This is a genomic window from Candidatus Omnitrophota bacterium (assembly GCA_030650275.1).
In the GTDB taxonomy this organism is placed as follows: Bacteria; Omnitrophota; Gorgyraeia; order Zapsychrales; family Fredricksoniimonadaceae; genus JACPXN01.
In genome coordinates this window covers 44,063-66,770 of sequence record JAUSEK010000012.1, presented here as the reverse complement: position 1 = coordinate 66,770, position 22,708 = coordinate 44,063, and the positions used below count along the sequence as shown (strand labels likewise).

The 22,708-nt window shown below is 47.5% G+C and carries 19 protein-coding genes; 15 read left to right on the top strand and 4 right to left on the bottom strand.

Going from position 1 to position 22,708, the window contains the following annotated elements:
• The first annotated feature begins 108 nt into the window (after positions 1-108).
• The 4 genes from Q7K71_03860 to Q7K71_03845 all read left to right on the top strand — a co-directional run bounded on the left by Q7K71_03860 (position 109) and on the right by Q7K71_03845 (position 4,765).
• Entirely contained in the window at positions 109-1,599 is a 1,491-nt protein-coding gene (locus Q7K71_03860; GenBank protein ID MDO8675236.1) for an AAA family ATPase, read from the top strand.
• A 60-nt stretch (positions 1,600-1,659) separates the two neighbouring features.
• Positions 1,660-2,451, top strand: coding sequence for an abortive infection family protein (locus Q7K71_03855; protein ID MDO8675235.1), 792 nt, complete (start codon positions 1,660-1,662; stop codon positions 2,449-2,451).
• Positions 2,432-3,268 (top strand): toll/interleukin-1 receptor domain-containing protein, encoded by an 837-nt coding sequence (locus tag Q7K71_03850; GenBank protein ID MDO8675234.1) that lies wholly within the window; start codon positions 2,432-2,434, stop codon positions 3,266-3,268. Before Q7K71_03855 ends, Q7K71_03850 begins: the two co-directional genes overlap by 20 nt.
• Positions 3,269-3,391: 123 nt before the next feature.
• Entirely contained in the window at positions 3,392-4,765 is a 1,374-nt protein-coding gene (locus Q7K71_03845; GenBank protein MDO8675233.1) for a putative DNA binding domain-containing protein, read from the top strand.
• 163 nt (positions 4,766-4,928) lie between these two features.
• Here the strand turns inward: Q7K71_03845 and Q7K71_03840 are convergent, their stop codons facing one another.
• Positions 4,929-5,312 (bottom strand): hypothetical protein, encoded by a 384-nt coding sequence (locus Q7K71_03840; GenBank protein ID MDO8675232.1) that lies wholly within the window; start codon positions 5,310-5,312, stop codon positions 4,929-4,931.
• Between the two features lie 421 nt (positions 5,313-5,733).
• Positions 5,734-5,946 (bottom strand): addiction module protein, encoded by a 213-nt coding sequence (locus Q7K71_03835; GenBank protein ID MDO8675231.1) that lies wholly within the window; start codon positions 5,944-5,946, stop codon positions 5,734-5,736.
• A gap of 140 nt (positions 5,947-6,086) precedes the next feature.
• Between Q7K71_03835 and Q7K71_03830 the strand changes: the two genes are divergently transcribed.
• The 4 genes from Q7K71_03830 to Q7K71_03815 all read left to right on the top strand — a co-directional run bounded on the left by Q7K71_03830 (position 6,087) and on the right by Q7K71_03815 (position 16,204).
• Positions 6,087-6,527 (top strand): hypothetical protein, encoded by a 441-nt coding sequence (locus tag Q7K71_03830; GenBank protein MDO8675230.1) that lies wholly within the window; start codon positions 6,087-6,089, stop codon positions 6,525-6,527.
• On the top strand, positions 6,527-7,774 hold the full coding sequence (locus Q7K71_03825; protein ID MDO8675229.1) for an MFS transporter: 1,248 nt from the start codon (positions 6,527-6,529) through the stop codon (positions 7,772-7,774). The genes Q7K71_03830 and Q7K71_03825 overlap by 1 nt, the downstream gene beginning before the upstream one ends.
• A gap of 83 nt (positions 7,775-7,857) precedes the next feature.
• On the top strand, positions 7,858-9,582 hold the full coding sequence (locus Q7K71_03820) for a ShlB/FhaC/HecB family hemolysin secretion/activation protein (GenBank protein ID MDO8675228.1): 1,725 nt from the start codon (positions 7,858-7,860) through the stop codon (positions 9,580-9,582).
• Between the two features lie 280 nt (positions 9,583-9,862).
• Positions 9,863-16,204, top strand: coding sequence for a filamentous hemagglutinin N-terminal domain-containing protein (locus tag Q7K71_03815; protein ID MDO8675227.1), 6,342 nt, complete (start codon positions 9,863-9,865; stop codon positions 16,202-16,204).
• A gap of 9 nt (positions 16,205-16,213) precedes the next feature.
• Here the strand turns inward: Q7K71_03815 and Q7K71_03810 are convergent, their stop codons facing one another.
• Positions 16,214-16,630, bottom strand: a complete 417-nt coding sequence (locus Q7K71_03810) for a hypothetical protein (protein ID MDO8675226.1) — start codon at positions 16,628-16,630, stop codon at positions 16,214-16,216.
• A complete protein-coding gene (locus tag Q7K71_03805; protein ID MDO8675225.1) occupies positions 16,620-17,816 on the bottom strand; it encodes a CHASE2 domain-containing protein in 1,197 nt (398 codons plus the stop codon). Before Q7K71_03805 ends, Q7K71_03810 begins: the two co-directional genes overlap by 11 nt.
• Positions 17,817-17,919: 103 nt before the next feature.
• On the opposite strand from Q7K71_03805, the gene Q7K71_03800 reads away from it, so the two are divergent.
• From Q7K71_03800 to Q7K71_03770, 7 genes are all read left to right on the top strand, one after another.
• Positions 17,920-18,153 carry a DUF2934 domain-containing protein gene (locus tag Q7K71_03800; GenBank protein MDO8675224.1) on the top strand — a complete coding sequence of 78 codons (234 nt, stop codon included), beginning with the start codon at positions 17,920-17,922 and terminating at the stop codon, positions 18,151-18,153.
• A 118-nt stretch (positions 18,154-18,271) separates the two neighbouring features.
• Complete coding sequence (locus tag Q7K71_03795; GenBank protein MDO8675223.1) at positions 18,272-18,487, top strand: hypothetical protein; 216 nt, start codon at positions 18,272-18,274, stop codon at positions 18,485-18,487.
• 7 nt (positions 18,488-18,494) lie between these two features.
• On the top strand, positions 18,495-20,129 hold the full coding sequence (gene gpmI / locus Q7K71_03790; GenBank protein MDO8675222.1) for a 2,3-bisphosphoglycerate-independent phosphoglycerate mutase: 1,635 nt from the start codon (positions 18,495-18,497) through the stop codon (positions 20,127-20,129).
• Between the two features lie 8 nt (positions 20,130-20,137).
• Positions 20,138-20,488, top strand: coding sequence for a peptide chain release factor-like protein (locus Q7K71_03785; GenBank protein ID MDO8675221.1), 351 nt, complete (start codon positions 20,138-20,140; stop codon positions 20,486-20,488).
• Positions 20,475-20,945 (top strand): cyclic pyranopterin monophosphate synthase MoaC, encoded by a 471-nt coding sequence (moaC, locus tag Q7K71_03780; protein ID MDO8675220.1) that lies wholly within the window; start codon positions 20,475-20,477, stop codon positions 20,943-20,945. Before Q7K71_03785 ends, moaC begins: the two co-directional genes overlap by 14 nt.
• On the top strand, positions 20,942-21,865 hold the full coding sequence (locus Q7K71_03775) for a TerC family protein (GenBank protein ID MDO8675219.1): 924 nt from the start codon (positions 20,942-20,944) through the stop codon (positions 21,863-21,865). The genes moaC and Q7K71_03775 overlap by 4 nt, the downstream gene beginning before the upstream one ends.
• A 26-nt stretch (positions 21,866-21,891) precedes the next feature.
• The gene (locus Q7K71_03770; protein MDO8675218.1) at positions 21,892-22,704 is read left to right on the top strand and encodes an SDR family oxidoreductase; all 813 of its coding nucleotides are present in this window, start codon (positions 21,892-21,894) and stop codon (positions 22,702-22,704) included.
• Positions 22,705-22,708 lie beyond the last annotated feature (4 nt).

Genomic DNA, 22,708 nt, shown 5'->3' with positions numbered 1-22,708 from the left:
CTCTTTCAAGGCGCGAATGACTTGTTGGATGTTGTTGTTCGTTTCGAAAATATCACCGAGCTGGAAGGCGATAAATCGCTGAGAGACTGGACTGAAACTGGGTAACACTTGCATAAGTATAGAAAGTTCGACTCTTGTAAATTTTGCGGTAGTAGCTTGCCTAAAGGCCGCATGGATAGATTAGGCAAATTCTTTACCGATGAGCTTCAAAAGGTCAAAGAACAAATTGACATGACCGTTCAATCATTGGCCTTTGATTCAAAAGAGCTTGAGGTTGACCTTGATTCCAGCGTTTTATTTCCGGAACTTGCTAAAGAATATCTTGGTCTACATTCTACTATTAAGGATTCAGGTAAAACCCTGCTTGATAAAATACGATCTTTGCGAGAAAGCCTTATTAGCAAAAAAAGTAGCATTCATGAATCGTCCAAAACATTCCAGAGTGTCGTGTTTCCAAAAGAGTCTTTTGAAAGCATTAACGGGGCCATACAAAGAATAAATGCCATTGTTGGCCAGCATAATGCTCGGATCAATGTCATTGAAAGCGAGATCAAGCAGGCGGCTGAAGCAATCGAGTTACACATAATTGCGACGACCCTGTCCAGCAGAGAGTATTTCACAAAAAAGAAGGAAGCGGCAGAGCTTGAGACAAAGATAGGGGCTCTTAAAAGTGATCGCATTGGATTGATCGAACAAATCAATGCTCTCAAGGCTACATTGCACAATGCTTCAGATGCTTTAAATAAAATTAATCAGATCTTGAAGGATTTCTTCGGTGAATCGCATATTTTTCTTGAAATTGTAGATCTTGCAGAGGGCGGTGTTGGGTATGCACTTAAAAGAAGAGGAAAAGAAACAAAGCATTTAAGCGAGGGGGAAAAGAGCATTTTGGCTCTTGTGTACTTCCTCGTTAAGCTTGAAGAAGATGGTTTTGATAAAAGGAATGCCATCGTTATTATTGATGATCCCGTGGATAGTCAAGACGGGAATTTTCTATTTCGAACTTATGGTTTCTTGAAGCGTCAGCTTAAGGATGTTCATCAATTAATCGTTCTGACACATAATTATGAGTTTTTTAATTTAATTAGGGATTGGTTTTGCGAGCAGAATCTTTTTCGGGATTCACATATATTTATTATGAACCGGACATGTTCGGATGGTGCTCAAAGGGTAACTATTGAGAACTTGCCTCTTTTATTGCGAGAATACAAAACCGAATATCATTATCTTTGTTGCAGACTGTTCCAATATGTTAACGAGACCAGTCTTATTGATGCGCCACTGGTGGCAAATATTGGACGCAAGGCATTAGAGTATTTTGCAACGTTTAAGTGGGCTTGCAAGAGCACTGAAGATTTTTCAAATATCGTTCTCAGCAGATTTATTAACGATCAGGATCATTTGAAAAAGGGAACTGGTGATTTTGTTTTGAAATTCCTACATGAATATTCACATGGGAGAGATTTCTCACGAGACGTTACGGCACCCACTTTAGAGGCTAAAGCTATAGCCAAAAATGTTTTGGAGTTTATAAGGTTCGCCGACAAAGACCATTACGACTACGTAAAGACATTATGCACAGCGTGTTCCACGGCATAGGGTACTTTGTTTATTTGGGCATGGAGATTGTAATGGATAAAAATTTAAAGAAGGACATGTATGTCTAATCTGTCCAATATTGAGAAAAGAAAATTAGAGAAAATCTTAGGGATGGAGAGTGGGTATGTCTTAAATTTTTCTAATCGGACGTTTGCTGAATTTGTTTCAGATAGTACGGGCAAGGATATTGACGATGTTAAATATTCTAATGCCAGTTGTTCAAAAGCTAACAGACTTCGTGCTTTTTGGCAGAAGGAACCGAATCATGTTGTTGCCAAGCTTCTAGAACATATGTGCGAGTATTGGAAAAGTTTGAGTTATGTGACTGTTGATAATCAATTATATCTGGATTGTGTTCGCATTATTGATCGATTAAAGCAGGGAGGATCTGTCCCTGAAATTGAAGCAATTTCTCCAAATTCAGAGGAAAAAGATTTTGAGACTTTGGCGAAGTCTGTAAGAGATGCGATTGATAAAAATGAGCCGGAGGCTGGGATAGATCGTTTGCATACTTTTGTAGTAAAGTACATTCGGGTCTTATGTAAAGAAAAGGGAATTGATGTAAGCCGCGACAAGCCTCTTCATAGTTTTTTTGGTGAATATGTAAAACGATTGCAAAAAGACGGATTAGTTGAGTCTGAGATGACAGAGCGAATTTTAAAATCAAGTATTTCAATGATGGAAGCATTTAATCATGTGCGAAATAATCAAAGTTTGGCTCATGATAATCCGGTATTAAATTATAATGAGAGCCTTTTAATTTTTAATCATGTCACGAGTACGATTAGATTTCTTGCGACATTAACAAATAAGAAAACTGAAGTCGCAAACTATGAATTCATCAATAGTTGAGAAAGATGTTTTTATTTCTTATGCATCAGAAGATCGAGAAACGGTTGCAAAGCCGCTTGCTCAGCTGTTGTCTTCTTTGGGTATAAGTGTATGGTTTGATCAGTTTGATCTAAAGATTGGAGATAGTCTTCGTCGTAAGATAGACGATGGCTTGAATAAAAGCCGGTATGGCATAGTGATTTTATCAACAGCTTTCTTTGATAAACATTATACAAATCTTGAATTAGACGGATTGGCGCAAAAAGAAGTGAACGGAGAGAAAGTCATTCTTCCTGTTTGGGTTGGGATTGATGAAAAGAATGTCCGATCTTCTTCGCATATTTTAGCGGATCGGATAGCTTGTAAATGGGAAGATGGTATTAATATTGTTGTGCCCAAACTGATCGAAGTAATTAAGCCCGGAATACTGGAAGCATGGCAGAAGCGGATGGTCGTAATGCCTCGATTAACCACTGGTAGAGAAATTGTTGACGTTGTAATCGGTTGTCATTTTTCGTATTTTTTTAATGATGAACCAAATAGCGATTTAGAAATTGATCTTGTGGGCGGTTTTATTCAAGAATTGCGTGATTTGGGTGATATTTGGGATGATATAGAGGTTCCTGATCAAATGCGATCAGTAGTGGGTATTTCAAAAACGCTCGAAGTTCTAAAAGATGCAGGATGGACTGTTTATGGAATTCGAATGAAGGGAAAGAAAAAGATTGCAGGCATTGAAGATAAGTGGATATGGAATAAGATTGCAGTTATGCGTGGAGAGCCAGCAGGTGTAGTTCTTATGGATGATAGCATTTTAGTTCTTCGAACAAAAAAGTAATAAAATATGATCATAGACGTGTAACATAATTTACGGGTAAATTAGGAAATCTAATGCATAAAGAATCCGAAACAATCGAATTCAAGAAATTCACCGCCGAGGTTAAAGCGGGTAGGGGGCATAATGTCATTAAAATTAATTGGTTCTAGTGAATCAACGATAATTGAATGGAAGCCGTCACTGTCTCAAATTCATGAGATCGTTGAAAGTATAACGGCCTTCGCTAATACCGAGGGTGGGCGGTTGCTTGTGGGCGTATCAAAGACTGGAGAGGTTCAGGGTGTTCAGATCGGCAAAGGCACTGTTGAAGATTTAGTCAATCGTATTGCCCAGCACACGGATCCAAGAATCCAGCCGAAGATCACTGTGAAAAAGATTAAAGGTAAACAAATAATTGTCATTGAGGTTAAACAGTCCAAAGATAAATTGGTCTTGGCGGATGGTAGGCCGTATAAGCGTGTGGGGCCCTCAACCCGGCAGATGGGCAAGGATGAATACGAAGGGTTGATTCTGGAAAAATACAAAGAATCGCATCATTTTGATAATGAAATTTGCAAAGGATCGTCGTTAACAGATATTGATATTACAAAAGTTAAGAATTTTGTATTGTCTGCCAAAAAGAAACGTGACCTTGATGTTGACGAGAATGGATCGCTGAAAGCGATATTAACACAGCTTAAGTTGCTTAATAACGGTAAGCTGACTAATGGTGCGGTTCTTTTGTTTGGAAAAAATCCAGAAAAGTTTTTTGAACAGTTGGAAGTAAAATGCATCAGGTTTAAAGGAGTGGATGTAGCGGGGGAAATGATAGATTTAAAGCCAGTCAACGCAGATGTCATCAGACTTGTAAAGGAAGCAGAAAAATTTATTTTTGATCATATTCCAATGCGTGCATGGATTGAATCGGGAAAATTAGAACGGCAGGAAAAATGGCTGTATCCGCCCAAAGCTATTAGAGAAATATTATCAAATGCTTTGGCACACCGAGACTATAGAACCACTTCAAAAGTACAGATCAGGATATTTGATGACCGTATGGAGTTCTGGAATCCGGGACATCTGCCGCAAGGTTGGACTACGGCAACATTAAAACAAACGCATGAATCAAAACCGGTAAATCCTTCAATTGCCACAGCATTTTTCCGGATTGGATATGCTGAAGAGGTTGGAACAGGAACTAATAAAATAATTTCATGGTGTAAGGAATGGGGATTGCCAGAGCCGGAATTTGAATACGCTGGAAGTAGCATTGTCGTTACGTTACGAAAGACAAAGATCACAGAAGGATATCTAACACAATTTAGTTTAACTGAGAGAGAAAGTAAGGTTATCGAGCATATAGTTGCTAATAAACAGATTGGTAGCGGAGAGATTCAAAAGATGTTTAAGATAACCCGTGAAACTGCTAATCAATTATTAAAGCGGTTGATAGGTTTAAAGATTATCAAAAAACAGGGTGTAGGGAAAACTACGCATTATATTTTAAAAAACAGCTAAAAGCTTGCGTCAGATTTGCGTCAGATTTGCGTCAGGTATAAAGGCGCGATTGTGGCATGATTATGGCACGATTAGCTATGGGTTGAAAAAGCACGGTCTTGAAAGATCAGGCAGGTGGTCAGATAGGGTGGTCAGAAGATTATACCCAAGTCTTAAGTCGGACTCATATTGAAGCGGAGTCGCTTAATAAGTTATTGATAGTGGTTTGCCGTTCTTGAGGGGTTTTGAGTTTCGCGATGTGCATTAGGGTCTTGCCGGAAAAGCGTTTGATGGTAGTTTGATCGGTGCAGGATTTCATGTCTTTGAGGAAGTTGGTTGGCAGGGCATTGGCTATCTTCATCAGCTGGGATATCCAAGACCGAGTGACCTTGAATTCGCGGCTGGCATCAAAAAATGTTCTTTGAGTATCTTCGGCTAAATAATCGTGAAATTTCATCGCTTCCGTGATAAGATTCTTGAGTGTTTTTGGCGGAGGGAGTTTACGGGCGGCCAAAGGTTGGTCAAAAACGATGGTTGTGCCTCTTCCCGGATATTTATACATTTTCACAAGTAGTTGAACCACATTATGTTGCGCCAGCTTGCGTACTATGCGTTTTGTGTCAACCCCGGGGAGTTTTTTATTAGAGAAAGCCCTGAACTTTTTTAGTTCGGGGCTTTTTTGTTGAAAAAACTCCCCCGTTTTTATTTACGGTCAAGGTAGGAAGATGGGCGTCTGTGTTGATGGGCAACAGCGGTGATGACTATTTGAATTTCTTCGACAGCGTAAAGAATTAGATAAGGGAACCTACGCAATGGACATTTATGGGTATGGCGACTGACTTTTTGCCATCCGTTTGGGAATTTCCGAATGAATTCCAATGTTTCAAAGAATTCTTCAGTGAAAGCATACCCAAGCCCAGGAAGTTGAAGTTCGTAGAATTCAATGGCCTCAAGGAGCTCTTGATCAGAGGGGGGAAGAAAAATAATATTCATCGCGCGAAGCGTTTTTTAATGCTTTGCAGGCTGATGGGTTTAATTTTTCCGGATTTATAGGCAGCATATCTTTTTTCAGATTCAGCAACCCATAATTTTTCTATTTTTTGATCAGGGGTATTTAAGCTGGCCAATACATGCTCAACGATATGGATACGTTCCTTCGGCGGTAATTGCAAAATATTTTTTTCTATGCTTTTTATGGTCATATGTCCTCCATTGATTTAATTGAAGTATATCATACTCGGTGATTTTAGCAATCAGTTGGACATAAAAGGGTCAGTGGGCTATTATATAAAAATAAGCGACCGATCACCGTTCTGGGCATTACTATGGAAATGAGTGCGGCATGACCAAGATACATCGTATTTTTAACACTATTGACCCCATCATCGCCGGATGGATGGACCGTCACGGTCCTCTGTTCCTGCGCATCTCCATGGGGATCATCTTTGTTTGGTTCGGACTGCTCAAGGTATTTGGCCATAGTCCTGTCAATGACTTGGTGGCGCGGACGGTTTACTGGTTTGATCCGGCGGTCTTCATCCCTGTTTTGGGCTGGTGGGAGGCCTTGATCGGGGTATGCTTTTTATTCCATCGTTTGATCCGGGCCGCTTTGTTCCTTTTGTTCCTGCAGATCGGTGGCACGTTCCTGCCGTTGGTGATCCTGCCTGATGTCTGTTTTCAAAAAGTCCCCTTTATTTTAACGATGGAAGGGCAGTATATTGTCAAGAATCTGCTCATCATCAGTGCTGCGATCGTGATCGGCGGAACCGTTCATCGCAAGTGATGGCTAAATTGACCCCAGACGGCCGGCTTTTATTTTTGACCCGCATCCTGCGGCTATTCGGTTACGGGGCCGTGTCTGTCATCCTTGTTATTTATCTGGCGTCCCTTGGCTTGAGTCAGCAGCAGATCGGCTGGCTTTTGGCATTGACCCTGATCGGCGACGCGGTGATCTCTTTGGGGATATCGCTGATCGCCGATTCCGTGGGCCGGCGCCGCATGCTCCGTGTGGGGGCATTGTTGATGATGTTTGCCGGCATCTTGTTCGCTTTCACCGACAATTTTGTTTTTTTACTTTTGGCCGCGATCGTTGGAGTGATCAGCCCCAGTGGTAATGAGGTGGGGCCGTTTTTGGCCATTGAGCAGGCGTCTTTGTCCGATATTGTTGCCGATGACAAACGGACCGGTGTTTTTGCCTGGTACAATTTAGCGGGCTTTGGCGCCACTGCCCTGGGAGCATTATCCGTCGGGGCCTTATTTAAAATACTGACTGCCGTTGGGATCAGCCCTCTGGTTGGTTATAAGATCATTCTGGTGATCTATGCGTTGACGGGGCTGGCATTGTGGTTTTTGTTCGGTCGGGTCTCCAATAAAGTGGAAGTCAGCTCAATTCCGCCGTCTTTGAATTTAGCCTCGCTTGTTAACAGCCGTTTGGGGATCCATCAGTCCCGGGCAATGGTCTTGCGGTTATCGGCACTTTTTGCGCTGGATGCCTTTGGAGGCGGCTTTATCCTGCAGAGCTTGCTGGCGTATTGGTTTCATGTGCGTTTTGGCGCTGATATGATGGTTTTGGGCGGGATATTTTTTGGCGCCAACCTTTTGGCCGGGATCTCTTCACTTTTAGCCGTGCGGCTGGCCAAACGCTTTGGACTTATTAATACGATGGTTTTCACGCATTTGCCCTCCAATGTTTTGTTGATCCTGATGGTGTTCATGCCGAATTTGACCTGGGCGGCGGTCGTTTTTCTTTTACGCTGCACCATTTCCCAGATGGATGTGCCGACGCGCCAGGCGTATGTGATGGCGGTTGTGACGCCTTCGGAGCGCTCGGCCGCGGGCGGGATCGCCAATGTCGCGCGCACGCTGGGGACATCCGCGGCACCGCTTTTGGCAGGGCCGCTATTGGCCAACCCGGCGCTTGTCAGCGTGCCTATTATCCTGGCCGGCGGGTTAAAGATCGTTTATGATCTATTGCTGTTCCGGGATTTTAGAAAGATCAAACCGCCCGAGGAGCTTCGAGATAAGCTGTAGAATGCTTGTCAGTAAATGTGTTTTGTTCTATAATCCCTTTAAATACTTTAGAATATTGAAACGAAAATCTTAGCTGAAATATTATGGTCAAATTTATATATAAATACGCGACAGCATTCTTAATTTTTTATCTTCTTTTTCCCAGCCAGAGGATTTGGGCTGATGATCCTCCTTCAGGACAGGAACCGGGGGCCCAGGTGGAGCGTGTCCAGGAAGAAAGTCAAAAGAGAAAAAAACAACTGGAAAAAGCAGTGATCAAGATGCCGCCGATCCAGGAGGAAAAAGAGCAGGGGGCTTTGCAGGGGGCAGGCGTTGTTTTTGTGCTCAAAGAAGTGAACATTACCGGAATGACGCTTTTTAAACCGCAAGTTTTTCTTTCTGCTTATAAGGCCTATCTTGATCAAACAGTGACCGCCAAGGAAATCAATGCCGTGATCGACAGGATCAAGGAGGCGTATAAGAAAAAAGGTTATTTGACCACGATCGTGCGACTGCCCGAACAGAATATCCAGAACGGAAAACTTGAGATCCGGGTTTTTGAAGGTAAGATGGGAGATTTAACGATAGAAGGAAATAAATCGGTTTCTCGGGGGCTGTTTGAACGCTATTTTCATATAAAGAAAAATGAGCTTTTGAATTTTAAGACAATGCAGAGGGACCTGTTACGGCTCAGCAAGAATTCTATCCTGGCTGTGAGGGCAGTTATTGGCGCCGGCCGGCAGCCGCAGACCTCGGATGTCACGTTAAAGATCGAAGAAAAACGGCCTGACCATTTGGGCATCGGTTTTGATAATCAGGGGACACGCCTGACAGGGAAATACCGTGAATCAGTCTGGTGGGGGAATGCCAATATCACCGGCCGCCTTGATTCTCTTTACGTGTACACCATTTTCAGTTCCTTATCGTCGGGTAAGATGATCAGTTATGAGACCCCTGTCGGCACCTACGGCACCAAGTTTGGTATGAGCATTGTTGATTTTGATATGAAGTTAGGCAAGGACTTTAAATCGCTGGACATCACCGGGCATTCGCAGATTTACGATCCGCATTTTTCGTGGGAACTGGCGTTGCGTGAGGATTTTCAGGCCAGCGCCCAGAGCGGGATCGAGATCAAATCCATCAAAAAGAAAACCTTGGGCACAACCACATCGGATGATCAATTGCGGCTTCCTTATTTCGGTTTTAATTTTACCAAGATCGATCCCTGGCAGGGTAAAACGGAATTTAGTCCGCGCTTTACGTTCGGGACCAGCAATTTTTTGGGGGCATCCTCCGAGAACCATCCCTCGGCCAGCCGCGCTAAAACCGGCGGAGGTTTTTTTAAATATGATCAGGGGTTGAACCGTACGCAAAGAATGCCGGTGGGGGTCCTTTCGATACGTTCGCATGGTCAGGCCGCTTCTCATACCTTGACGTCTTCCGAGCAGCTGCAATTAGGAGGAGCGGATTCCATCCGGGGTTATCCGGAAGGAGATTATCTTGCGGATGAGGGAGGCTTTGTCAATTTAGATTGGTATTTTCCGGCCTATTTTATCCCGGAGGACTGGAAGATGCTCAAATCCGGAAAAACCTTGCGCTCCCAGATAGAACCGGTGATCTTTTTTGATGCCGGCGGCGGCTGGTTGAAGAAAACTCTTCCCGGCGAAAAGCGTGAAAAAACGTTAATAGGGGTTGGTGGAGGGGTGCGGCTGCGTTTGACCGATCATACTTACCTGAGGATGGACTGGGCCCAGGCGGTGGGAAACAAGCCCACCGCGGGTTCTGGAAATTCAACATTGAGCCTGACACTGCAGTGCCAAATATGGTAATAAAAGTTCGTCATTTGGTTTGACAGCCCAAGTATAAGAATATATACTTGAAGTAGGAAAAGGGGATCACTAGAGTTTATGATATTTTCAAAAGAGTCAAGAATTGCACCGGTAAGATTTAAAGGAAACCGTCATCGTGTGGAGCATTCGTCCCCCGCATAAGATCTACCCGCCCACCGCTTCTTTTTATACATTTCCGGAATTAAATCACCCAGTTAAACACAGTTTTAAGTGCCTGTCTTCTATAGGGTTTACGATTCTTTCGTTCGTTTTAGGAGCCATGATATGCGCTCCTGTTTTTGCCCTGCCGCAAGGTCAAAGTGTTGAGGTAGGTACAGCTTCTTTTGACCAGCCGGACGCCAGCACCCTCAATATCACAGCGGACAACAATACCGTCATCAATTTTGACTCCTTTAATATAGGCACCACTGAAACCGTCAACTTCATCCAGCCCTCCGTTTCCGCCACACTGTTAAGCCGTGTCACGGGAAATCAGTCCAGCAACATATCAGGCAAGATTTTTGCCAATGGCGCGTTGTTTTTGGTGAACCCCAATGGGATCACTTTTGGCAGCGCCAGTCAGGTGAATGTTGCTACCCTGGTTGCTTCCACGTTGGCCATTTCCACCAATAATTTCGTTAACCACAATTATGTATTTGAACGTCAGCAAGGCACGGACCCCGCGCAGATTGTTAATCAGGGCGCCATCCTCGCGGATAACATCGCTTTGATCTCCAACAGCATTGATAATTCCGGGATCATCCAGGCCAAGGTGGGCAGTATTGCTTTGGCTTCGGGCAACAAAACTACGGTCAGCTTTGATAACTCTGGTTTGATCCAGGTGGAAGTTTCCATAGCCACCAGTGAAAAGGTTTTAAAACAAGATGGGACCGAGGCCAAAGATGCTATTGCCAATTCCGGCACTATTGAAGCCAGACAGGTGGCTATGACGGTCAATACAGCGCAGGACATCTTTGAAAATGCCGTTAATCAAACCGGTGTGGTCCAATCCGCGTCTTTAGTGCAAGAAAGCGGGACCATTAAGATCGTGGCCAACGATCAGGTCAAGATCGACGGCCCTGTCATAGCCCAAAATTCAAAAGTTGATATTTCCACCACCGCTGACCTTGAGGTCAGTTCAGATATTTCCACCACCAAACAAGATATTAATCTCATGGCGGATTCAGATGGTGATGGCCAGGGAAGTTTTAGCCAGACCAAAGGGACCATTGCCACCACCAAGGATGGTTCGGTGTCTGTGGATGGATCAGGCGTCATGACGCTCAACGGGACCATATCAACCGAATTCGGCACCATCCAGGTGGGGGCTATCCGCCCCCCCAGCTCTATGGAAGGCAATCCCCATTATGTGCACACCCAGGGCGATTTTGAGATCACTGCCAAAGACGGAAATGTTTTGACGACTAAGCGGGGGGACCAGTTGCGTTACAATCCTTCCGGCGCTTTGACCCTGGAGGCCCCCAACGGGGTCATCAAAGACACCACTGGCACACCTTTGGCAGTCGATGATCTCACCCTCATTGCCGGAGGGTTTGTTATTAGTTCCAATGCCGCTACCAATCAACTGTATAAGACCTTGGGGGACCTCGATCTGACCGGCGCCACAGTCCATGATGATTTGATCACCCTTCAAGGGGATGGGGTGGACGTTACTTATCTTCAGAACAGTAATTTGACCCTGAACTCTAACGCGGCGGTGAACACCTTGCCGGGAGTGGTCATCCAGGCCCAGCAGTTAAAGGTCGTTGCCCAGAAGTTTGGTTTCTATCTTCAACCTCTTAATCTTATGGCCAACACCATTTTCATTCAAAAATCCCAGGGCGACATCAATATTTTGGAAGCCACCGGTATCGGTTCAAATGTATTGTTTCGCGGCCCTCCGGACGACACCTCTTTTGGTGCCATTCTCTACAACCGCGATACCGATCTTAGTCTTTCCGCATTAAACGGCAGCATCAGCCTCACAACCAATACAGATTCTCATCCAACCACACTTAACTTGTACGCCGCAGGGGACATCACCATTCGATCTTCAGGTGAACTGACCTTGGGCAATATCGAATCCCAGGGAAGCCTCATCTTAAAACAAGCAGATGCCCCCGTCACCTTTATTCAATATCCGGGTTCCATAGTCAGCGTCCGGGACTCGATTGATATCAACGAAGGGGTTACGTTAAAAGCAGGAGATACGCAATATTTTATAGCCAAGGATTGGGCTAATCAGGGAGGCGTTTTTGAACCGGGAACCTCGACAGTGACCTTCACAGATGCCTCCAGGGTTTCCCTGGTCTCAGGAAATAACACTTTTTACAATTTAACTTCCATTACACCGGGTAAAACGATGGTATTCGAGGCCAATACGCTGACCACCGTTGAAGGCACCTTGACGATCAGGGGAGCAGAAGGTGGTGGATACCCCAATTATCCTAATTATATTACGCTTGAGTCCTCTATTGCCGCCAAGGGCAATGAATTTGGGATGTACATCAATGCCATCAGTGATGGGTTGGGGAATCCTAGTTTGGATTATATCATCGTCAACTACGGCCACGCTTATGGTCCTTTAGTACCCATTCTTGCCGGTCATGAATATATTCGGGCGGAGATCAATATTGGCTGGGATGCTACGTTCACGTGGAATGGAGGCGGTGGAGATGATAATTGGTCAACCGGTGCCAATTGGGGCGGCACCGCGCCTACAGGTGTTAGTACCGACGCGCTTGTTTTTGACGGTACAACACGTCTGACCCCTAATAATGATATTTCCGGCGGCACCTTTGCGTCAATTACCATTCAAGCGACCGGGTTCACTCTGGGCGGTAACGCTTTAACCTTGGCCGGCGGGTCGTCAGCGATCAGCAATACCGTCGGTACCAGCACGATCAACAATAATATTACCTTTAGTACCTCCGCACCGACGATCGCTACCACTGCTTCTACGACATTGACCATCGCCGGCACAATTGACAATGGGGGCCTTTTGATCACCGTGAACAACGCGGGCACACTCAACATGAGCGGCGTCATCTCCGGCACCGGCGGACTGACCATGTCCACCGGCACAGGCACCCTGACGCTCTCCGGGGCCAACACCTTCAGTGGTGCTGTGACCATCAATGCGGGCACGATGTTAGGCACATCTTCAGCCGCCAACGCCTTTGGTACCGGCACGATCACGATAGGGGACAGTGCCGGCGGGAGCGTTGCCGCGACCCTGTTGGTCGGCACCACCGGCCTGACGTATAGCAACGCGATCGTGCTGGCTTCCACTACCACCGGTACTTTGACCATCGGCAATAGCGGCACTGCCATCTCAACGACCTTCAGCGGCGGCGTGACCGGTACGAACAACCTGACGATCAAGAGCAACGCCACCAGCGGTACCATCACTCTGTCCACGACCAGCGTCAATAATACCGGCACCGTGACCAACACTGGCGCCGGCACCGGCACCACGACGATCAGCGCGGCCGTGGGCGCGAATGTCACCGGCATCACTTTAAACAGCACGACCTCGGCCCTGACGGTCAGCGGTGCCATAACGGTCAACGCTGCCGCCACCACGTTGACCAACAGCAGTGGAACTAAGGTGCTCACTGTCTCAGGCGGTGTGACCGGCACGGGCGACGTGGTGACTAAAAACAACAGCTCGACCGCTGCCGGCATTACGGTCTCAACAACCAGCCTCAACAACACCGGCACCGTGACCAACTCGGGTACCGGCACCGGCACCGCGACGATCAGCGCCATCATCGGCACCAACGTGACCAATGTGATTCAAAACACCACCACTTCGGTTTTGAACTTAAGCGGTGCGAACACTTTCACCGGCAGCGGGTTGACCCTCAAGGCCGGCAAGGTGTTTGGCAGCGTCAGCGCGGCCTTTGGTGCCGGCACGGTCACGCTGGGCGATACCAGCGGAACAGCCGCCGTCGAGCTTAGATCGACCGCCGCGTTGACGATTACGAATCCGATCGTGTTGGCCACGAACGCCACCGCCGGTGCGCTGCAGATTTCATGCTCCACATCGTCAACCTACAGCGGGGGTGTGACCGGCACCAACAACCTGACGATTCTCACCCATAGCTTGAGCACAATCACGTTTTCCACCAACAGCATCAACAACATCGGCACCGTGACCCACAACGACTTCTCTACCGCGATAATCAGCGCGGTCATCGGTGCCAATGTAACCAATGTGATTAACGTTGGGAGCTCTGGGACGTTGACCCTCTCCGGTGCCAACCTCTATAGCGGGACTACGACCTTGACGGCAGGGATCTTGAACATCAATAACGCCACTGCGCTCAGCACCGGCACATTTACCATTACAGCCGGTACGATCAACAACACCTCGGGCGGTTCCATCACTTTATCCAACAACAATGCCCAGAACTGGAATGGGAATTTTACATTTACCGGTACCAATGCCTTAAATCTAGGCACAGGGGCAGTGACACTCAGCGCTAGCCGTCAAGTCACTGCCTCTGCCAGCACCTTGACGGTCGGTGGTGCCATCTCGGGTGACACCTTTGCTCTGACCAAGGCCGGAACAGGAACGCTGACTTTATCCGGTGTCAATACCTTTACTGGCGGTACCACTTTAAGTGCCGGTACACTCAATATCAATAATGCCCAGGCCTTAGGCACGGTGGCTGGCACCTTCACTATCACAACCGGCACTATTGATAATACCTCAGGCAGCAGCATCACAACCCTTAACTATCCGCAAAGCTGGAACGGGAACTTTACCTTTACCGGTACTAATGCCTTGAATCTTGGCACCGGTGCCGTGACACTCAGCGCTAGCCGTCAAGTCACTGCCTCTGCCAGCACCTTGACGGTCGGTGGTGCCATCTCGGGTGACACCTTTGCTCTGACCAAGGCAGGCGCAGGAACGCTCTCTCTCAACAATACTGTGACCTTAGGCGGCGACTTGACGATCTCTGCGGGGACCATTACAGCCAACAGCTCTACGATCAAAGTAGGCGGCAACTGGTCTAATTCAGGTACCTTTACTGCGGGTACAGGGACCGTTGAATTCACAGGCGCCGGAACGTCTGTGATCTCCGGGAACACGACCTTCAATAATCTTACCAGCACAGCGGCGGGTAAGACGATCAACTTTGACTCCGCTTCAACTCAAACCATCGGGGGAGCTTTTACGATAACCGGCACTTTAGGGAATAATATCACCTTGGGCCGTTCCGGCGGGTCTGGGACGGATCAGTGGAATTTGACCATCAACGGCACATCTAATGTTTCCTATGTTAATGTGGCTAATTCCAATGCTTCAGGCGGCAGTGCCGTTGATGCTTCCAACAATGTGATGGATAATGGCAATAATACTAATTGGAATTTTAGTAGTAGTGCTAAGGTTGCCACTTGGACCGGTGCTGTCTCAACGGACTGGGACAATCCTTCAAATTGGGATACTGGCAGCGTGCCGACAAGCGCCACGGATGTGGTCATTCCCGACACTGCGACAAAGCCGACATTGTCCAGTAATGTGAGTGTCGGTAATTTGACAATTAATAGCGGTACGACATTATCAATGGGGGGCAAAACGCTGACTGTAGCAGGAAATCTTACGGCAAACTCGTCCGGTACAATACAAGGGACGAATGCCACGCTGACTGTTAGTGGTTACATAGGAACGACAGCCCGTCCTATCAACATAGATATTACAGGCACATTGACCATATCTGCCGGCGGAATGAAAGATATGGTTTCCATCGCCCTTACTGGAAGTGGGTCCGGCCTCTTTCAGGAGCCGATCCCGGGTTTTGTGATTATCAATAATCGTGTTGAGGAAAGCGTGGGCCAGGCAAATATCAGGGCCACGATCAAACAAGGGGAGAGTGTTTCGTTTAGGCCGGCCTTGCCGTCAACTTTTGGCGGCGGCGGAATCAGATTTGCTCCAAGCATGCCAATGATGATCGTTGGTGCGGGTAGAATGCCGATGATCATGCCCGGGGTATCCATGGCTCCGATGATGATGCCCGCGGCGCCAGTAGTTCCGATGATCATGCCTGCGGCACCAGTAGTTCCGATGATCATGCCTAAGGCGCCAATACCGCCGTCGCGTACCCTGCCCCAGACCATCAATAAGCAGGTATTTACCGGGATCCAATCACGGGCATTGCTGCCGGTTCAACCATCATTTGAGGGAATTCGCAGTATCGGGATCTTAGCTCCTGTGATCAAAGCACAGGACTTTAGCGGGATCACCGCTTCGCATCAGGCCGTCAATAAGCAGGTATTCACCGGGGTCCAATCACGGGCATTGCTGCCGGTTCAACCATCATTTGAGGGAATCCGCAGTATCGGGGTCTTAGCTCCTGTTGTCAAAGTACAGGACTTTGGTGGGATCACTGCTTCGCAGACCCTGCCCCAGGCCGTCAATAAGCAAGTATTTACAGGAATTCAATCACGGGCATTGCTGCCGGTGATCTTTGATAAGATGATCTCTAATGTAGAATTTCAAGCGGCGTTCCCGGGAGGGCAGAAAATTGTTCCAACCTATGGATTGGGAGTTCCCACGGGCGCGGATAAATCTTTGATGGAACCGCGGATTGAAGAGGGTGAGGACAAAAAATAAGATCCGGTCTTATTGTATTTCAAAAGTAAGCGATTTTAGATCCTGTTTTCCAAGCGCAAGAGTTATCCGATACGATCCGGAAGGCATGGGCTTGCCTTCAGGCATAGAAAGCGAGACGCTGCCCCTTCCGTTCCTTCTGGGTATGGAAAAAGTATAATCAAGTACGTGGATATTGTCAGTTTCATAATCCCATTTTGCCACAATTGGCGTGTTGATCTCGCTGTCCTGCCATTTGAACCAGCAGAATACCCCGGTTGTGCCTTTAGGAAAGATATTCGTCACTTTGACAGGGACTATATTCTCATCCACCGCGGTTGCTATCTTTATATCGGTTATATGGACCTTGCTGTCCATTTTTGAGCAACCCAATAGCGCAAAGCAAATAATAAATACAGCCCAAATGCGGTTTTTGTTTTTATTGTTCATATGTCCTCCAGTTCAGACAAACCTTCTTGGCCGCGAACGGACAGACCATTGTTAAAACAGCAATAAGAAAATAGTTCCAAAGGTAACCGTGGATCAGCAGCGCGTAAGTCATTGTTAAAATAAGAGATATTTCCAAGGAGATCAGTAAAATCGCTTTTTTGGTTTTGAACAGCACGACCAACAGCCCGGAAATAATTACAGTTAGAAGTATAACACAAAGCTCTATGGGTGCTGGTATATTTTTCAGAAAATCATGTGTATAGAGATCCAAGAAGGCGTTTGCATTGATCGCAATGCCGGGCAGCCAACCAATGGGGGTAGGGTATAGATCGCCAAACAAAGAAGAAAGAGTTCCCAGGATAATAATTTTACCCTTTACTTTATCAGGATCAAAATTTCCCTTGAGCACATTAATAAAAGAGATCCGGTTAAAATCCGCCGCGTGCGCGCGAAAATGAATGGGAAAAGCTTTTGTAGAGGGCTCTACGGGGATCATCCATTTTTCGCCGGCATCGTTTTGAAACGAAACAATGTCCCCGTTGCTGACTAAGGTTGAGAGGTCGATCGATCTTACGGCTTTAAGGATCTGCATCTCCCATGAAAGGATCCCCTTGAGCGGTTCATTTTTATTCACAATGTAGGTGAGGTTCCTGCGTATGACGCCGTTTCTATCTTGAATTTTTGTGACAACACCGGAATAAAACGCCGTGGTTGGACCCGGCAGGTCAGAGAATTCTATCATTCCATCTTCATTGATCAGGCAGGGGAGAATGACCTTTCCTTCATCCACCGCCTGGATAAGGGTGGCATCTTCTTGAGGATCTGTTTTGCCCCAGAACACAAAATCAAACGCAATGGTCTTTGCTTCGGCCTTTTTAAGGTTTTTGATGACTGTCGCGAACGTGGCACGTGAATATGGCCAGCGCTGGGGCATGTTCTTGAGCGTAGCGTTGTCAATGACCACAAGTAGGATATCATTGATCGCTAAAGGAGGAGGCCTTAACTTATATTCTATTTTAAAGAGGGCATCGTAGGATTGTCTATGGATGATGTTTAGAAAAGGCAGAGAGACGAGTAAATAGAAAGAAGCGGTCGCAAAGAGCAGGCTAATAAAAAGGATGGGGGCGGAGCGTTTGATCTTGGATAACATACAAAATAATTCTATAGCAATTAATTCTTTTTGCATTTATTAATTTGCTTTTCCTGCTTTGGGGCTTAAAAATCTATTGACAGTTTTTGTCAGAGGTGATAATAATGACCCCATCACCATTGATGGAAGGAGGTGCAGTATGAGACTTGGCAGAAAAACAAGCAGCAGAAAGGCCGTCAGCAAAGCCATTGCCAAACAGGAATTTGAAACGCAAAAAACAACCCCCGGCGCACAATTGGCTCCCGATCAGATCCAGGACGCCATCCGCCTGAAAGCCTACGAGCTTTATATGCAGCGGGGCTGTCAGAATGGCAATGATTTCCAGGATTGGCTGGCCGCGGAACAGTTGGTTTTGCAGACCCTTTCCAATTAGGCCCTTACGTCAAAATGACGGCATAAAGATCCCTTCAGAAATTCCTGATGGGATTTTTTTGTTTGAGGGAAGTTAAATCCTTGCAAAAAAAGGGGTTAGCGGTTAAAATAACAACGAAATGTTCAAAAATAAATTACCCATTGACCCGAAGAAGCTCTTGCGCAACAAGAGGGTGATCGAAGAGATCGGCCGTCACAAATGGCTGGAAAGCGAGATTGCCGGCTATGACATCGGCTTTGAGGCCGCCGCGGAGGACTGGCTGAAAAACCATGCCGCGGCATGGGTCGCGTATCACATGTCCCACCCAAAAACCGCAGGGAAAAGATCGAAATAGAACCTTTATGTCTTATGAATTAAAAAAATTGTCTGGCTTTTCCGGACGCCCGGGGCCTTTGCTGCTGGTCATCATGGACGGGATCGGCATCGGTAAACACGACGACAGCGATGGTGTTTTTTTGGCAAAAACGCCGTGTTTGGATGAACTGATGCAGTCCAAATTGTACACGCAATTGAAAGCCCACGGCACTGCCGTCGGCATGCCTTCCGATGACGATATGGGCAACAGCGAGGTGGGGCATAATGCCCTGGGCGCTGGCCGCGTTTTTGACCAGGGCGCCAAACTCGTCCAAAAGTCCATTGACAGCGGCGCTGTTTTCCAGACCAAATTGTGGAAAGACCTGGTTGAACGGGTCAAGGGCGAGAACAAGATATTCCATTTGATAGGGCTTTTGTCCGACGGCAACGTGCACGCGCATATTGACCAGTTGTTGGCCATGGTCCGCCGCTGTGCCCAGGACGGCGTCAAACGCCTGCGGATCCACGCGCTTTTAGACGGGCGCGATGTTTATGAGAAAAGCGCTTTGACCTATATTGAAAAGGCCGAGGCCGTTCTCAAAGAGGTCAATAATACTTCCAAGGGCTATGATTATCGCATCGCTTCCGGCGGGGGGCGCATGGTCACCACCATGGACCGCTACAATGCCGATTGGGCGATCGTTGAGCGCGGCTGGAAAGCGCATGTGTTGGGCAAAGGCCGGCGTTTCGCTTCCGCGGCCGAGGCCGTGCAGACCTGCTATAACGAAGACCCGGCCATCACCGACCAGTATCTGGATCCTTTCGTCATTGAGGACGACGGCTCTCCGGTCGGGACCATTGAGGACGGCGATTCGGTCGTATTTTTTAACTTCCGCGGGGACAGGGCCATTGAACTGTCCATGGCGTTCGAGCAAAAGGATTTCAATAAGTTTGACCGTGTGCGCGTGCCGGACGTGCTTTTTGCCGGCATGATGCAATATGATGGGGACCTGCATATCCCGAAGAATTTTCTCGTTGATCCGCCGCAGATCGAAGGCCCCGTCGGCGTTTATATGTGCGCCAACGGCATCACCTCATTCGCCCTTTCCGAAACGCAAAAATACGGCCACGTGACCTATTTCTGGAACGGCAATAAAAGCGGTTATGTGGATAACAAGCTTGAAACCTACGTTGAGATCCTTTCGGACAAGGTCCGTTTTGACCAGGCGCCGAAGATGAAAGCGGCCCAGATCACTGAAAAGACCATTGAATTGCTCCGGTCCGGTCAATACAGGTTCGGCCGCATCAATTTTCCAAACGGCGACATGGTCGGCCATACGGGTGTGCCCCAGGCCATCATCATCGCCGTTGAGGCGGTGGACCAGGGGTTGGCCGAACTTTTGGCTGTTATTAAGGAATTGAACGGTATTGCCGTGGTTTTGGCGGACCACGGCAACGCGGATGAGATGTTCATTGTCAAGGACGGCAAAAAACAGGTGAGCACAGCGCATTCGCTCAACCCCGTGCCATGCGCCATCGTGGATGCCCAATATAACGGCGAATATGAAATGGCGCAATTATCTCAACAGGGATTGGCCAATGTCGCCGCCACCTTATTGAATTTACTGGGGTATGAGGCCCCCGGAGATTATGCCCCGTCCCTGATCAAATTCACGCGTTAAGAGGGAACATGGTCCGCAAGGAAGATGTTGTTGAAACGTTTGTCCGTTCTTCCGGGCCCGGCGGGCAGAACGTCAACAAGGTCGCCACCTGTGTGCAGTTATGGCACCGGCCGACGGGGATCAGGGTCAAATGCCAGAAATACCGTTTCCAGCATCTCAACCGGCAGGAGGCCTGGGGCTTGCTGGCGCGTGCCGTTGAAAAAAAATTTGAGCAGGAATATCAGCAGTTAAGGCAGGCCCGGGCGAAAAAACGCCGTCAGGACCGTCAGCGTTCGCGGGCGGCCAAGGAGCGCATGCTGGAAGAAAAAAAGAAGCACGCGCAAAAAAAACAACAGCGGAAAAAAAATGCCTTTGAATAAAAGATCGCGCGCGGGAATGGTGGACATCAGTTCCAAAGATGTTACGGTCCGCCGGGCTGTGGCACAAGGCGTTATAACTTTATCACCCGCCGCGTTCAAGGCCCTGATCACCGGCCGGTCGCCCAAAGGCGATGTTTTAGAGACAGCAAGGATCGCCGGCATCATGGCCGCGAAATCCACACCGGCCCTCATTCCTTTGTGCCATCCGCTGGTCCTGGAAAAAATCAAAGTCGAATGTCTGCCTCAAAAGAGCAAACACGCGGTCCTTGTGACAGCCGAGGTTTTGTGTTCGGGAAAAACCGGGGTTGAAATGGAAGCTCTGGCTGCGGTGTCCGTTGCCTGCCTGACCATTTATGACATGATGAAATGGGCGGGGCAGGACATGGTCATTTCCGGGATCCGTTTGATGCATAAAAGCGGCGGTAAAAGCGGTAACTTTGACCGGGGTAAAACATGACAACATCGTCGCCCGTGCTTTGGGTTGTTTTTAACGTTTTTGTGGTCCTTTTGCTGGTCTTCGATGCCTGCGTTCTAAGTCCACGGGACAGGGAGATCAAGATCCGCAAGGCCATGGCCTTGACCGGGGTCTGGGTCCTGCTGGCCGTTTTTTTTAACATCGGCATTTATTTCTGGCTGGGCTCCCAAAGGGCGTTGGAATTTTTGACCGGGTATGTGATCGAACAGTCCTTAAGCGTTGATAATCTGTTCGTTTTTCTGCTCATTTTTTCCTATTTTAAAGTGCCGCCGGCCTATCAGCACCGGGTGCTTCTGTGGGGGATCATCGGGGCGCAGGTCATGCGCGCTGTTTTTATTCTTGCCGGTATCGCGCTTTTAAAACAATTCCACTGGCTGATGTATGTCTTTGGCGGTTTTCTGGCTTTTTCCGGATTTAAATTGTTTTTTGAAAAAGAAAAAGAGGTGGACCCCGAAAAGAGTTTTGTCCTGCGCCTGTTCCGCCGTTTTTTCCCGGTGACAAAGGGTTATATCGGCGGGGCCTTCGGGACAGTGATCAACGGCGTCTGGCATGCGACACCTTTGCTGGTTGTCCTGATCGCCATCGAGACCGCGGACATTATTTTTGCCATTGATTCCATCCCGGCCATTCTGGCGGTCACCAAGGACCCGTTCATCGCGTATTCGTCCAATATCTTTGCCATTCTGGGCTTAAGGGCCATGTATTTCGCGCTCGCCGGGGTCATGGGGCTCTTTCATCATTTGCATTACGGTCTGGGCGTGATCCTGATCTTTGTCGGCATCAAAATGCTGATCGGACATTTTGTGGAGATCCCCATCGTCCTGGCCCTTGGTTTTATCGCGGTCACTATTTTTATTTCCATCATAACTTCTTTGCTGTTCCCCGCGGGCCTCAAAAAATGAATACCGGGAATTATGCGGACACACGTATGAAGAAAATCGTTGTTATTTTATCTATTAGCAGTGATATCGGCGCGCATTTGGCCAGGAAATATTTGCGTCGTGGTTTTACGGTCGTTGGTACTTATCGGACCAAAATTCACGTCCAGGACCTCCAAGGTTTGCCTGATTGCCTTTTGTTCAAATGCGACCTTGGCAAGCGCGCGGATCTGGATCGTTTTGTCAGGCAGATCAGGAGCAAGAAGTTGAAGTGGGATATTTTGATATCCTGCGTCGGCTATCCTTTGCCGGTGATACCGTTCTTTGATTGTGATTTTGACGAGTGGAAGGGTTCCGTTGGCGTTAATGCCATTGAACAGTTACGCGCCTTGCACATGCTGCACCCTTATCGCAACCGCAGGAAAGCGGACGTGATTTTTTTTGCCGGCGGCGGCATGAACGGGAGTGTTGTTAATTTTTCGGCCTATACGATCTCCAAGATCATGCTGGCTAAAATGTGTGAATTCCTGGATGCGGAGAACAAAGACCTTAACGTGTTCATCATCGGTCCGGGGTGGACAAGGACAAAGATCCACAAGACCATCTTATCCGACAAGCGCACCGCCAAAGCCAAGGTCCTGGAAACGCGGGATTTTTTGAAGAACAAGAACGGGACATCTCTGGATGACATTTATGAATGCGTTGACTGGCTGTGCGAACAGGGCAAGCCCGTCGCCGGCGGCCGTAATTTTTCCGTGGTTTACGACCCGTGGCGTGAGGGCAAGAGAGAGAAATTAAAGAAAGCGCTCAAAACCGATCCGGATATGTATAAGTTAAGACGTAATAAAAACAGTTTTGGCTAGTCAA

What these genes read in the sequence shown, in the direction of transcription:
- Q7K71_03855 (MDO8675235.1), top strand. Translation starts at nt 1,660, where the DNA reads ATGTCTAATCTGTCCAATATTGAGAAAAGAAAATTAGAGAAAATCTTA.
- Q7K71_03850 (MDO8675234.1), top strand. Translation starts at nt 2,432, where the DNA reads ATGAATTCATCAATAGTTGAGAAAGATGTTTTTATTTCTTATGCATCA.
- Q7K71_03845 (MDO8675233.1), top strand. Translation starts at nt 3,392, where the DNA reads ATGTCATTAAAATTAATTGGTTCTAGTGAATCAACGATAATTGAATGG.
- Q7K71_03835 (MDO8675231.1), bottom strand. Translation starts at nt 5,946, where the DNA reads ATGACCATAAAAAGCATAGAAAAAAATATTTTGCAATTACCGCCGAAG.
- Q7K71_03830 (MDO8675230.1), top strand. Translation starts at nt 6,087, where the DNA reads ATGACCAAGATACATCGTATTTTTAACACTATTGACCCCATCATCGCC.
- Q7K71_03825 (MDO8675229.1), top strand. Translation starts at nt 6,527, where the DNA reads ATGGCTAAATTGACCCCAGACGGCCGGCTTTTATTTTTGACCCGCATC.
- Q7K71_03820 (MDO8675228.1), top strand. Translation starts at nt 7,858, where the DNA reads ATGGTCAAATTTATATATAAATACGCGACAGCATTCTTAATTTTTTAT.
- Q7K71_03815 (MDO8675227.1), top strand. Translation starts at nt 9,863, where the DNA reads ATGATATGCGCTCCTGTTTTTGCCCTGCCGCAAGGTCAAAGTGTTGAG.
- Q7K71_03810 (MDO8675226.1), bottom strand. Translation starts at nt 16,630, where the DNA reads ATGAACAATAAAAACAAAAACCGCATTTGGGCTGTATTTATTATTTGC.
- Q7K71_03805 (MDO8675225.1), bottom strand. Translation starts at nt 17,816, where the DNA reads ATGCAAAAAGAATTAATTGCTATAGAATTATTTTGTATGTTATCCAAG.
- Q7K71_03800 (MDO8675224.1), top strand. Translation starts at nt 17,920, where the DNA reads ATGAGACTTGGCAGAAAAACAAGCAGCAGAAAGGCCGTCAGCAAAGCC.
- Q7K71_03795 (MDO8675223.1), top strand. Translation starts at nt 18,272, where the DNA reads ATGTTCAAAAATAAATTACCCATTGACCCGAAGAAGCTCTTGCGCAAC.
- gpmI (MDO8675222.1), top strand. Translation starts at nt 18,495, where the DNA reads ATGTCTTATGAATTAAAAAAATTGTCTGGCTTTTCCGGACGCCCGGGG.
- Q7K71_03785 (MDO8675221.1), top strand. Translation starts at nt 20,138, where the DNA reads ATGGTCCGCAAGGAAGATGTTGTTGAAACGTTTGTCCGTTCTTCCGGG.
- moaC (MDO8675220.1), top strand. Translation starts at nt 20,475, where the DNA reads ATGCCTTTGAATAAAAGATCGCGCGCGGGAATGGTGGACATCAGTTCC.
- Q7K71_03775 (MDO8675219.1), top strand. Translation starts at nt 20,942, where the DNA reads ATGACAACATCGTCGCCCGTGCTTTGGGTTGTTTTTAACGTTTTTGTG.
- Q7K71_03770 (MDO8675218.1), top strand. Translation starts at nt 21,892, where the DNA reads ATGAAGAAAATCGTTGTTATTTTATCTATTAGCAGTGATATCGGCGCG.